Source organism: Allomesorhizobium camelthorni, assembly GCF_011045125.1.
GTDB lineage: Bacteria > Pseudomonadota > Alphaproteobacteria > Rhizobiales > Rhizobiaceae > Allomesorhizobium > Allomesorhizobium camelthorni.
The window spans coordinates 92,872-105,668 of sequence record NZ_JAAKZF010000004.1; the positions used below are offsets into that span (position 1 = coordinate 92,872).

At 63.9% G+C, this 12,797-nt stretch carries 10 protein-coding genes; 6 read left to right on the forward strand and 4 right to left on the reverse strand.

Features of this window, described 5'->3' with window-relative positions; genetic code table 11:
- Positions 1-29: 29 nt before the first annotated feature.
- Both G6N73_RS05740 and G6N73_RS05745 read right to left on the reverse strand, forming a co-directional pair.
- Positions 30-1,457: an aldehyde dehydrogenase family protein gene (locus G6N73_RS05740; RefSeq protein ID WP_165024606.1), complete on the reverse strand. Its 1,428-nt coding sequence runs from the start codon at positions 1,455-1,457 to the stop codon at positions 30-32.
- Positions 1,458-1,556: 99 nt separating this feature from the next.
- Positions 1,557-2,588 (reverse strand): histone deacetylase family protein, encoded by a 1,032-nt coding sequence (locus tag G6N73_RS05745; protein WP_165024609.1) that lies wholly within the window; start codon positions 2,586-2,588, stop codon positions 1,557-1,559.
- Between the two features lie 142 nt (positions 2,589-2,730).
- Here G6N73_RS05745 and G6N73_RS05750 point away from each other — a divergent pair, with 142 nt between their 5' ends.
- The 6 genes from G6N73_RS05750 to G6N73_RS05775 all read left to right on the forward strand — a co-directional run bounded on the left by G6N73_RS05750 (position 2,731) and on the right by G6N73_RS05775 (position 9,665).
- On the forward strand, positions 2,731-4,392 hold the full coding sequence (locus G6N73_RS05750) for an amidohydrolase (RefSeq protein WP_165024612.1): 1,662 nt from the start codon (positions 2,731-2,733) through the stop codon (positions 4,390-4,392).
- Positions 4,393-4,537: 145 nt separating this feature from the next.
- Positions 4,538-5,632 carry a polyamine ABC transporter ATP-binding protein gene (locus G6N73_RS05755; RefSeq protein WP_165024614.1) on the forward strand — a complete coding sequence of 365 codons (1,095 nt, stop codon included), beginning with the start codon at positions 4,538-4,540 and terminating at the stop codon, positions 5,630-5,632.
- Between the two features lie 2 nt (positions 5,633-5,634).
- Complete coding sequence (locus G6N73_RS05760) at positions 5,635-6,558, forward strand: ABC transporter permease (RefSeq protein WP_165024617.1); 924 nt, start codon at positions 5,635-5,637, stop codon at positions 6,556-6,558.
- A complete protein-coding gene (locus G6N73_RS05765) occupies positions 6,551-7,357 on the forward strand; it encodes an ABC transporter permease (protein ID WP_165024619.1) in 807 nt (268 codons plus the stop codon). Before G6N73_RS05760 ends, G6N73_RS05765 begins: the two co-directional genes overlap by 8 nt.
- Before the next feature lie 30 nt (positions 7,358-7,387).
- The gene (locus G6N73_RS05770; RefSeq protein ID WP_165024622.1) at positions 7,388-8,422 is read left to right on the forward strand and encodes an ABC transporter substrate-binding protein; all 1,035 of its coding nucleotides are present in this window, start codon (positions 7,388-7,390) and stop codon (positions 8,420-8,422) included.
- A 67-nt stretch (positions 8,423-8,489) separates the two neighbouring features.
- The gene (locus tag G6N73_RS05775) at positions 8,490-9,665 is read left to right on the forward strand and encodes a serine hydrolase domain-containing protein (protein WP_165024624.1); all 1,176 of its coding nucleotides are present in this window, start codon (positions 8,490-8,492) and stop codon (positions 9,663-9,665) included.
- A gap of 4 nt (positions 9,666-9,669) precedes the next feature.
- On the opposite strand, the gene G6N73_RS05780 is transcribed toward G6N73_RS05775, so the two are convergent.
- A complete protein-coding gene (locus G6N73_RS05780; protein WP_165024627.1) occupies positions 9,670-11,451 on the reverse strand; it encodes an SLC13 family permease in 1,782 nt (593 codons plus the stop codon).
- Positions 11,452-11,527: 76 nt separating this feature from the next.
- Entirely contained in the window at positions 11,528-12,742 is a 1,215-nt protein-coding gene (locus G6N73_RS05785) for an MFS transporter (protein ID WP_165024628.1), read from the reverse strand.
- Positions 12,743-12,797 lie beyond the last annotated feature (55 nt).

The window sequence follows — 12,797 nt, forward strand, 5'->3', positions numbered from 1 at the left end:
CCCCGTATAGAGACGGGGAAGGGGGAACTTCACTCCCCGTATCCCACGATGCCCTTGATCTCGAGAAAATCGTGGATGGCCCAGTCGGCATATTCGCGGCCGTTGCCGGACTGCTTGTAGCCGCCGAAGGGAGCGAAAGTGTCCCATTCCGGGTAGTTGAGGTAGACGGAGCCGGCGCGCATTTTTGACGCCACGCGGCGGGCGCGCTCGATGTTCTCAGACTGGACGTAGGCGGCGAGGCCGTAGACCGTGTCGTTGGCGATGCGGATCGCATCCTCCTCGTCCTGGTAGGACATGATCGAAAGCACCGGCCCGAAGATCTCCTCGCGCGCGGTGGTCATTTCGGGCGTGACGTGGCCGAATACGGTCGGCCGCACATAATAGCCGCGGTTGAGGTTTTCGGGACGGCCCGGTCCGCCAGTCACCAATGTCGCGCCTTCCGAAATGCCGCTTTCGATGAGCCGCTGGATCTTGTCGTATTGAAGCTGGCTGACCACCGGCCCGAGTTTGGTGTCGGGCGAGCGTGGATCGCCGACATTATGGGCTTCGGCGGCTTCCTTCGCCACCGCCAGTGCCTCGTCGTGGCGTTCGGCGGGAACCAGCATACGGGTCGGCGCATCGCAGGACTGGCCGCTATTGCCGAAGCAGCCATTGACGCCCTCGCGCACCGCATGGGCGAAATTCGCGTCGGGCAGGATGATGTTGGGCGACTTGCCGCCGAGTTCCTGCGCCACGCGCTTGACTGTATCGGCGGCGGTCTTGGCCACGATGATGCCGGCGCGGGTCGAGCCGGTGAACGACACCATGTCGACGTCGGGATGGCCGGCCATGACCTGCCCGACATCGGGGCCGGTGCCGTTGACAAGATTGAAGACGCCTTTGGGAACGCCGGCCTCATGCATGATCTCGGCGAAGACGATGCCGCTGATCGGCGCGATCTCGGAGGGCTTGAGCACCACAGTGCAGCCGGCGGCTATGGCAGGCGCGACCTTGCAGACGATCTGGTTGAGCGGCCAGTTCCACGGCGTGATCAGTGCGCAGACGCCGATCGGCTCCTTGACAACCATGGTCGCGCCGCGCTTCTCGCTGAATTCATAGTCTTCCAGCGCCTTGATGGTCGATTCCATATGCGCCCGGCCGGCCCAGGCCTGCGCCTCGCGGGCCCAGGTGATCGGCGCGCCCATTTCCTGCGAAATCGCTTGCGCCACGTCCTCGTAACGCCTGTTGTAGACTTCCAGAACCTTGCGCAGCAGCGCCAGACGCTCTTCCCTGGAGGTCTGCGAGAAGCTCGCAAACGCCGCGCGGGCAGCAGCGACCGCCCTGTCGACATCGGCCTTCGAGCCGACGGAAATCGCGGTGTAGGCTTCCTCGGTCGACGGGTCGATCACGTCGAGCGTCGCCGGGGCGACCGGAGAAACCCATTTGCCGTCGATATAGAAGTTCAGATGATTGCTCATGCTCGGTGCTCCGGTGGGTTTCGGGGAAGTATGGCCGAGATAGCGCCTGCTCAATGGCTCATATCCGGCGCATGGTTTAGGAAAAAGGCCGGAGGCGGCTCAACCGCCCTCGAAGCCGGTGAGCACGCCGACGGCATTGATTCCGATCTCGTCGACCGCATAGCCGCCTTCCATGACGAACAGCGTCGGCAGGCCGAGCGCGGCGATCCTCCTGCCGATCTTTGGATAGTCCGCGCTTTTCAGCTTGAACCGGCTGATCGGGTCTTTTTCAAACGTATCGACGCCGAGCGACACGACCACGACCTCTGGACGATACGCCTGGAGCTTGGCGCAGGCATCGTCGAGCGCAGCACCCCAGCTTTCCCAGTCCGTGCCGAATGGCATCGGATAATTATGATTGAACCCTTCGCCCTCGCCTGCGCCGCACTCGTCGGCATGGCCGAGGAAGAATGGATATTCGGTCATCGGATCGCCATGCAAATTGAGCACCTGCACGTCGCCGCGCTTGTAGAAAATCTCCTGTGTGCCATTGCCGTGATGATAGTCGACGTCGAGGATCGAGACGCGCGCCGCGCCCTGGTCGCGGAACCATTGCGCGGCGACGGCGGCGTTGTTGATGTAGCAATAGCCGCCCATGAACGCCGCCCCGGCATGGTGGCCCGGCGGGCGGCAGAGCGCGAAGGCCGCGCGCTCGCCTGCCTTGACGATGTCGGCTGCCGTCATCGCCACGTCGTAGGACGATTTGATCGCCTCCCAGGTACCCTCCACGAAGCTGGCGCCGCCGTCGAAGGAGTAGAAGCCGAGCAGCGCGTCGATGGTTTTGGGCCGGACATCGCCGCGCAGGCCGCGCGTCGGCCAGGTGAACGGGATCGCCGAGCCGGATTTGCCGGATGCCTCCCAGAGCGGCCAGACGGTCGGCAGGAAATCGAGATAGTCCTGCCGGTGGACGCGCGCCGCGGCAGCGAGATCGTGCGTCTCGGGCGCAAGGATGGGGCCTAGCCCCTCGGCTTCGACGCGCGCCCTGACGATCTCGGCGCGGGACGGCTTTTCGAAGCCGGGCACGATCGCGCCGGCCACCAGTTCCATCTGCCCGCCATGGCCGGCATGCAGCGGCGAAAATACAGTCTTCATGGATGCCCTCTTGGCTGTTCGCCGCGAACCTAGCCGCAGGCGCTGGCACTTCACAAGCGCCGGCCTTGGGCCAAGGCCGATCTTCCGTCTGGTCTGGCGTTTGGACACGAGGCAGTGCTAGCCTCCTGACAACGGAGCCTTCATGACCTTCGCAGACCTGATCGTCACCAATGCGCGCGTCCTCACGATGGACAGCGAAAACCCCGCCGCCGAGGCTATTGCCGTCAAGGACGGCCTGATCCTGTCGGTAGGGGACCGGCGCTCGGTACTTGAGGCGCGAGGGCCGGCCACAAAAGTGATCGACGCTGGCGGCGGTTCGGCTATCCCGGGCTTCATCGAAGCGCATATGCACCTTTTCTCGGGCGCAGCCGAGCTTGCGCATCTGCAGCTTGCCGGCATTGCCGGGTTCGATGCCCTGCAAAGCGCGATCCGCGGCTACGCGGCGTCCAATCCGGACAGGAAAATGCTGGTCGGCCAGGGCGTCGACTATACGGTGCTGGGAAGCGAGCGCGTCACCCGCAATCATCTCGATCGCATCCTGCCCGACCGCCCCTTCGTCATGGGCGCGCCGGACCATCACACCATGTGGGCCAACACCAAAGCGCTGGAGATGGCTGGCATCTTGCACGGCAAGGCGCTCGGCCCCGGCAACGAGATCGTCATGGGCGAAGACGGCCTTGCCGAGGGCGAGTTGCGCGAAGGCGAGGCGTTCGGTCCGGTCGTGGCGCTGGCCGGCGAAGAGCGCGCGCGGCTCGGTCTGTCAACCGGGGGCGAGCCGGATCCTGCGCCGACGCCGGAGGAACGCGCCGCCGACCGAGACATTTTGCGGCGCGGACTCGCCTGGTGCGCCAGGCACGGCATCACCTCCATCCAGAACATGGACGGCAATCTCTATCAGCTCGAACTGCTTTCCGAGATCGAGGCAGAGGGCGGGCTGGTCTGCCGCGTGAAAATTCCGTTCCACTACAAGAACTTCATGACACTCGACATGCTCGAGAAGGCGTCCGCCATGGCCGAGCGCTACGACAGCGAGTGGCTGTCGTCCGGCATGGTCAAGGTCTTCTACGACGGCGTCCTGGATAGCTGGACGGCGGTGATGGTCGAGCCCTATGCCGACCGGCCGGACTGGCGTGGCGAGCCGCTGTTTTCGCCGGAAGAGTTCGCCGAAATCGCCATCGAAGCCGACCGTCGCGGCCTGCAGATCGCCGTGCATGCCATCGGCGATGGAGCAGTGCGCGCGGTGCTCGACGGCTATGAGGCGGCGCAGAAGAAGAACGGCCGGCGCGACAGCCGCCACCGCATCGAGCATATCGAGGTGACGACGGAGGCCGACGTGCCGCGCTTCGCGGAACTCGGCGTCATCGCCTCGATGCAGCCGCCGCATCCGCCCGGCGCCATGGGCCTGCCGCTCGAACCGACGATTTCGCGCATCGGCCGCAAGCGCTGGCCGCTGAGCTACGCCTGGCGCACGCTGAAGGACGCGGGCGCGCATGTCGTCTTCGCCTCCGACTGGCCGGTTTCGCCGATCGACCCGATTGCCGGCATCCAGGCGGCGGTGCTGCGCAAGCCTTGGGCAGAAGGCATGCCGGACCAGCACTTTTCGCTGCACGAGGCGCTGGCCAGCTACACGGTGGAAGGCGCCTATGCCGGTTTCATGGAACACCGCAAAGGCATGCTGAAGCCTGGCTATCTAGCCGATATCGCTGTGCTTTCCGGCGATATCGAAAAGACCGCGCCCGAGGCGCTGCACGCCATCCGCGTTGCGACCACGATCTGCGGCGGAAGAATCACCTGGCAGCACTGATGGCACGGCGTTTGCATGGCGATAGGGGCGCGTTGAATCGCGGTTCAGAAGGCCGGTTGCCAAGCATGCCGGCATGTGATGACAATTGAAACGGGAACACCGCCCGGCCGCAAAGAGCCGGGATGGACAATGAGCGGGGCGTTTTGTGCCGGCAGCACCGGGTAGGAATGCGATCGAAGTTCGCAGCGTCAGCAAGCTGTTCGGAACCGGCGAAGCGCAAGTGGCGGCGCTCGACAATGTCTCGGTAGCGATACGGGAAAACGAGTTCTTCACCCTGCTCGGGCCGTCCGGCTGCGGCAAGACCACGCTTCTCAGGCTGATCGCCGGCTTCGACTATCCAACCGAGGGCGAGATCCTGCTCTACGGCCAGGACATCGCGCCGCTGCCGCCTTTCAAGCGGCCGGTCAACACTGTGTTCCAGAGCTACGCGCTCTTTCCTCACATGACCGTCGGCCAGAATATCGGCTTCGGGCTTGAAATGCTCGGCAAGCCCAAGGCCGAAGTCGAGGCGCGAGTTTCGGCCATGCTCAAGCTGGTCAGGATGGAGGCGCTGAAGGACCGCCGCACCAGCCAGATTTCCGGCGGCCAGCAGCAGCGCGTGGCGCTGGCGCGGGCGCTCGCGCCGCAGCCCAAGGTGCTGCTGCTCGACGAGCCGCTTTCCGCGCTGGACTACAAGCTGCGCAAGGAAATGCAGATCGAGTTGAAGCGGCTGCAGAACGAGACAGGCATCACCTTCATCTTCGTGACGCACGACCAGGAGGAGGCGCTGACCATGTCGGACCGCATCGCGGTCATGTCGTCCGGCAGGATCCTGCAGGTCGGCTCGCCTTGGGACATCTACGACCGCCCGGCGGAGCGCTTCGTCGCCGATTTCATCGGCGACAGCAATTTTCTGCCGGCTGCCGTCGGCGCCATTGAAAACGGCATTGCCAGAGTGAAGCTGCTGTCGGGAGCGGAGATCTCCGCCACCGTAGCGGAGGGCTACCAGCCAAAGGCCGAAGCGACCGTCGCCATCAGGCCAGAACATACCACGGCAGTGAGAACGGGAGGACAATTGCCGGGGTCGGTGGAGAACGTCGTTTATCTCGGCACCGATACGCACATCCACATCAAGCTGGACAGCGGCGGCAACTTCACGGTGCGCCAGCAGAATATGCGCAGCCAGTCCTGTGGCTTCGAGGTCGGTGAGCGCGTCGGCATCCAGATCGCGGCGAATGCCGCGCAGGTTCTGAAGGACTGACTATGACGAGTGCTGCCGAGATCGTCACACAGGTGGAGCGCGACGATGTCCGCGCGCGCTGGCTGCTTTCGGCGCCGGCGCTGCTGATCATCTTCTTCGCCGCAATCGGGCCGCTCTTCGTGATGCTCGCCTACTCCGTCATGGTGAAAGGCGACTACGGCGACGTCCGGTTTGGCGAGCTCTCGCTCGACGGCTGGTTCTCCGTCCTCTTCCAGCGCGACATCTTCGACGATACGATCGGGCTCGCCGATGCGCACCTGTCGATCTTCTGGCGCTCGGTCAAGCTGTCGCTGATCACCACCCTGGTGACGCTGGCGCTGGGTTTTCCCACCGCCTACTTCATCGCCACGCGCCCGCCGCACACGCGCGAGGTCTGGGTATTCCTTGTCACCATCCCGTTCTGGACGAACCTGCTGATACGCACCTTCGCCATGCAGGAGGTGATCCGCAATGAAGGCATTCTGAACACGCTGATGATCCGGCTGGGGGTAATCGATCAGCCGATTCAGCTCATGTACACCGACGCCGCGATTCTCTTCGGCATGGTCTACGTCTACCTGCCGCTGATGGTCCTGCCGCTCTATGCGAGCATGGAGAAGCTGGACTTTCGCCTCGTCGAAGCCGGCTATGACCTGTACGCGACGCGACTGCGGGTGCTTTGGCGCATCATCATCCCCCTGGTGAGGCCCGGCATCGTTGCCGGTTCCATTCTGGTGTTCATCCCGTCGCTCGGCGCCTACGTCATTCCGCGCGTCCTTGGCGGGGGCAAGAGCATGATGCTTGGCAATTTGATCGAACTGCAGTTCGGCGCCGGCCGCAACTGGCCCCTCGGCGCTGCCATCTCGATCACCCTGATGGCCATGGTGATGCTGGCTCTGCTCGTCTATGTGCGCAATGCGGCGCGCTCGGGGGCACAACATGGCTAGCGGCCGCACCTTCGATCTTCGCAGTCAGCCGGCCTTCAGCTTTGTCGCGCTGTTCACCTTTTTCATGCTCTATCTGCCGATCGCGGCCCTTGTCATGTACGCCTTCAACGCCGGCAGTTCGATGGCGGTATGGGAAGGCGTATCGCTACGCTGGTTCTATGAAGCCGCCGGCAACGAACGCGTGCAGGAGGCGGCGCTGCGGTCGGCCGTGATCGCCATGTTCGCCGCTCTGACTGCGACGGTCGCCGCTACCATGGCCGCCATCGCCACCACCCGCACTAGGCCCTATCGGGGCCTCACCTTCAAATACGCATTCATCAACCAGCCGCTGATGGTCCCGGAGATCGTGACGGCGGTCGCCCTGCTGATCGTCTTCTCGCGGATCAAGGTGTGGACCGGCTATTCGGGTCTCGGCTACCTTGTCGCCGCCCACTCGGCCTTCTGCATACCCTTCGCCTACCTGCCGATCCGCGCGCGGCTGGAAAACATGGATCTGTCGCTCGAGACGGCGGCCGCCGATCTCTACGCAACCAAATGGCAGGCGTTTAGCCACGTCACGCTGCCGCTGCTGAGGCCGGGAATAATCGCCGGCTTCATGCTGGCTTTCGTCATCTCGCTGGACGACGTGGTGATCACCGAATTCGTAAAGTCCGGCGGCCAAGATACCTTGCCGACCTACATGCTTGGCCAGCTTCGCCGCGAAACCACGCCGGAGATCAATGCGATCGCGGTGGCGTTCCTGCTCTTCTCGGTCGTTCTCGTCACGGCATTCTTTTTCGTCAACCGCCGCAAGGTGTAACCCGCTCAAGGAAACCCAAGGGAGAAAACCATGAGACAAAAACTAAGGACCGCAACCGCGGCGACGGCGCTGCTCGCCTTCGCCGGCATGGCGCATGCGGATGGGGAACTCAACATCTACAATTGGGGCGACTACACCAGCCCTGAACTGATCAAGAAGTTCGAGCAAGCCCACAACGTCAAGGTGACGATCACCGACTACGATTCCAACGATACCGCGCTCGCCAAGGTCCGCGCCGGCGGCCACGGCTTCGACATCGTCGTCCCATCGGCAAACTACGTTCCGATCTGGGTCAAGGAAGGCCTGCTTCTCGAGGCTCGCCCGGATCAGATGGAAAACTTCAAGAACGTGGATCCGCGCTGGGTGGACGTCCATTGGGATCCCGGCCGCCACTACTCCGTGCCGTGGCAGTGGGGCGTGACCGGCATCGGCGTCAACACGAAGGTCTACGGCGGCGACATCAACACCTCGGCGATCTTCCTCGACCCGCCGGCCGAACTCGTCGGCAAGATCAACGTGGCGCCGGAGATGAACGACGTGCTCTACGCCACAATCAAATATTTTGGCGGCGACTGGTGCACCGATGACAAGGAACTGCTCAGGAAGGTCCGCGACAAGCTGGTCGAGGCAAAGACCAAATGGCTGGCGATGGACTACAGCGTCACGGACAAGCTTCCTGCCGGCGACTACTCTGCCGTCTACTACTGGAACGGCGCGATCATGCGCTCACGCCTTGCCAACCAGGACATCAAGTTCGGCTATCCGAAGGAAGGATACCCGATCTTCATGGACAGCGTAGCGATCCTCAAGGACGCGAAGAATGTCGAGAATGCCAAGCTGTTCATGAACTTCATCATGGACCCGGAGAATGCCGCGATGGTCTCGGCATTCGCGAAATATGCGAACGGCATCAAGGGATCGGAGCAGTTCATGCCCGAGGACATGAAAACCGCGCCCGAACTCGTCGTCCCGGCAGAATTCGAGAAGGCTGGCGAGTTCCTGGAGGCCTGTTCGCCCGAGGTCGTCGATCTCTACTCGCGAATCTGGACCGACGTGCAGAAATAAGCCTTTCAGTATGCGACCCGGCGGGCGACCGCCGGGTCTTTTTGCACCTGAACACCGGGAGAGGTCGATGGCGGACCGGACGGCATTCGAACAGCGCTACGGCTTCCGCCGCAACGAGGCGACGCTGGCGAACTGGCGGCTTGCGCCCTACAGCAAATGGTCATTCCAGAATGCCGGCGAGTTCGTACCGTCGGCGGGGATCGCCTGCGCCGACGGCGCGGTCGAGTCTCTCGCCGTCGACCCGACGAATCTGCTTTCGCAGTCGGTCGCGGTCGAAGGCCGGCGGGAGACGGTCGCGGATTTCCTTCAGCGGTCGGATACCGACGCCTTCGTTGTAATGAAGCGCGGCGAATTCGTTGGCGATTATTTCGCGCCGCATATGGACCTCGATGCCGCCCACATCGTCTTCTCGATCAGCAAATCGCTGACCGCCATCCTCGCGGGTTCGCTCGAAGCGGACGGGCTGCTCGATCCCTCGGCACCCGTCACGCGCTACGTTCCCGAAGCCGAAGGCTCGGCCTATGGCGACGCAACGGTGCAGCACCTTCTGGATATGACGGTCAGCGTCGACTTCGACGAGATCTATCTCGACCCAACAGGCGCTTTCGAGCGTTACCGCCGCGCCATGCTGTGGAACCCGGGCGGCGGCGAGGCGCTGCTCCCCTTCATCCTGACGATTCGGAAAGGTCCGCATCCGCATGGCGGGCAGTTCCGCTACCGCTCGCCCAATTCCGACCTGCTCGGCGTCATCGTCGAACGCGCTTCGGGCCGCCGCCATGCTGAACTGATGCGGGACCGGCTCTGGCTGCCGCTTGGTGCAAAACGCGCGGCCTCGGTGACGGTGGACGGCGAAGGCACAGCGCGCGCGGCCGGCGGCGTGTCGGTGACGCCCCGTGATCTCGCCCGCGTCGGCGAGATGATGCGGCTCGGTGGGAGTATCGACGGCCGGCGGATCCTGCCGGAAAGCTGGGTGCGCGACACGCTGACCGGCGGAAGTGCGGCGGCCTGGAAAGCCGGCGACTTCGCCCATCTGGTCGAGAACGGCCGCTATCGCAACAAATGGTACCAGACCGGCTTCGACAGCGGCGCCTTCTTCGCCATCGGCATCCACGGCCAATGGCTCTATGTCGATCCGGCGGCGGAGGTCGTCATGGTCAAGATGTCGTCGCAGCCCGAGCCGGTCGACGACCCGCTCGACCGGCAATGCGTCGCTTTCTTCCAGGCGGTATCGGCCATGCTGTAGCGGCTCAATTCAGCGGCCAGACCAGCATCAGCATGGGCACGGCAACGACGACGACGATGAAGGACAGCGGCAGCCCGAGCCGCGGATAGTCGCTGAATTTGTAGCCGCCGGGGCCCATCACCAGCGTGTTGCACTGGTGCCCGATCGGCGTCAGGAAATCGCAGCCCGCGCCGATCGCCACTGCCATCAGGAACGCCTCGGGTCGATAGTCGAGGCCGGCGGCGAAGCCCGCCGCGATCGGCGCCATCACCAGCACGGTCGCGGCGTTGTTGAGGAAGGGCGTGATCGCCATCGCCACCACCAGGATAAGTCCCAGTGCGCCATAGGCGGGCAGCGTGGCGCCGACGCTCGCCAGCCAGCCGGCGATGACGTCGGTGGCGCCGGTGCTTCGAAGCGAATCGCTGACGGGGATGAGCGTGGCCAGCATCACCAGGATCGGCCCGTCGACCGCCGAATAGATCTCGCGCATGGGAATGACCCTGAACAGCATCATCGCCACGGCCGCCGCGAAGAAGGCGATCTGTACCGGCAGCAGTCCGAGTGCGGTCGACCCCATCGCGCCTGTCAGAATGAGCACCGGGACGATGCCGCGCCGAACGGTGCCCAGCATGATCGGCCGCTCGGCAAGCGGCAGCAGGCCGAGATCGCGCAATATCTCCGGCAGCGCCCGCCGGTTGCCCTGAAGCACGATGACATCGCCCAGGCGCAGCGTGATTGCGCCCAGCCGCTGCGTCAGCCTTTCGCCCTTCCTGCTGACGGCCAGGAGGTTGACGTTGAAGCGGTCATAGAGCGCGAGGCGCTGTGCCGACCATCCGATCAGGATCGAGTGTTCGCCGATAACCGCTTCGATGGAATCCACCTCCTCGGCCGCGCCCTGTTTGCTGGCCGCCGGCTTGCGTTGGTCGGTCAGGCTGAGCTTGGCCTGCGCCACCAGCCGGTCGAGCGCCTCGGGCGCGCCTTCCATGAGCAATATGTCGCCCTCGCGCAGCACCGCGTCCGGCAGCGGCGTGACGCGAACGTCGCGCGAACGAACGATCGAGGTGACAATCGCGCTGCCGTCGGACATCTTCAGGAGCTCACCGACGGTCTTGCCAAGCACTGTCGATCCTTCCACAACCTTGCCTTCGGCCATGTAGTTCTTGATGTCGATCGCCTCGTTCATGGAAGTGCTTTCGCGCTGCCTTGGGGGCACGAGGCGGTAGAACAGCACGAGAAAGACCGTGCCGACGGCCGCAAGTGCTGCGCCCACCGGCATGAAGTCGAACATCCTGAACGCAACGCCGGTTATATCGTCGCGAAGCTGCGAGACGACGATGTTCGGCGACGTGCCGACCAGGGTCATCAGGCCGCCTAGCAGCGACCCGAACGCCATCGGCATCAGGAATACCGAGGGCGATGCGCCGGAGCGACGCGCGAATTGGAACGCGATCGGGACCATGATCGCCAGCGCGCCGATGTTCTTGACGAAGGCCGACAGCACCGTGACGACGATGACCAAGAGAGCCAGTTGCGCCCTGACCGACGAAACGTCCGGCGCATAGCGCTGGATGGTGAATTCCATGATACCCGAGCGGGCCACGCCCGCACTGACCAGAAGCGCGCTGCCGACGATGATGACGATGTCGTTGCTGAAGCCGCTGAACGCCTTTTCGTAGGGCACCACGCCCAGCGCCAGCGCCGCAAGCAGCGCGCCGGCGGCGACGAGGTCGTAGCGGAACCGACCCCAGACGAACGCCGCCATCATTGCCGCTATGACACCGATCGATAGTATCTGGTCAAGTGTCATTCGTGGAATGCCCCCGGCCTCCGCTGCACGGCAAAACGAAACGCGCCGGCCGCGACATGGTTGCGCGGCCGAAGGTTCAGGCCGCGGAAGTCCGCATCACGCGCTGGCTCGGCAGGAAGATCGTCAGCAATCCGAGCAGCGGTAGATAGGAGCAGACCAGGTAGACGAATTCAATACCTCTGGCGTCGGCCACCACGCCGAGCACGGCTGCGGCGATGCCGGCCATGCCGAAAGCGAAGCCGAAGAAGATGCCGGCGATCATGCCCACCCTGCCCGGCACCAGTTCCTGCGCGAACACAACGATGGCCGGAAACGCTGAAGCCAGGATCAGGCCGATCAGGGCAGTCAGCACCATGGTCCATTCGAGATTTGCGTAGGGCAGCGCCAGCGTGAAGGGCAACACGCCGAGGATCGAGAACCAGATCACGAATTTCGGCCCGAAACGGTCGCCGACCGGCCCTCCCGCCACGGTGCCGACCGCCGCCGCTCCAAGGAAGATGAACAGCATCAGTTGCGATTGCTGCACCGTCACGCCGAATTTGTGGATGACGAAGAAGGTGAAATAGCTCGACAGGCTGGCGAGGTAGATGTTCTTGGTGAAGACCAGCAGCGCCAGAACCACCAGCGCGATAACGATCTTGCGGCGCGGCAGCGCGACTGTCACCGTGCCGGCCGGGCGCTTGGCGCTGCGGATCCGGTAGCGGCTGTACCATTTGCCGACCTGCCAGAGGATGATCATGCCGAGCAAAGCCGCGGCCGAGAACCAGGCGACGCTGCCCTGCCCGCGAGGCACGACGATGAACGCCGCCAGCAGCGGCCCGAGCGCCGAGCCGAAATTGCCGCCGACCTGGAACAGCGACTGCGCTAGGCCGTAGCGCCCGCCCGAGGCAAGCCGCGCCACGCGCGAGGCTTCGGGATGGAAGATCGCCGAGCCGATGCCTATGAAGGCCGCCCCCAGGATCAGCAGCGTATAGTCCGAGGCGAAGGCCAGGATGAACAGCCCGACCATCGACGAGCCCATGCCGACCGGCAGCGAATAGGGCATCGGCTTTTTGTCGGTGACCATGCCGATCAGCGGCTGGAGCAGCGAGGCGGTGACCTGGAACGTCATGGTCAGGACGCCGATCTGCCAGAAGTCGAGGCCGTAATCGGCCTTCAGCATCGGATAGATCGCCGCCAGCAGCGACTGCATCACGTCGTTGAGGAGATGGCAGAAGCTTACCGCCAGGATGACGGCGTAGGCCGTATTGTCGGCCTGGATACGGCCGGCTGTCGCCGAAGCGTCGGTCATGATTTCATTCCGTGAACTCAGACTGGACAAAAAGAGTCCTGCCCGTCGGTCACAT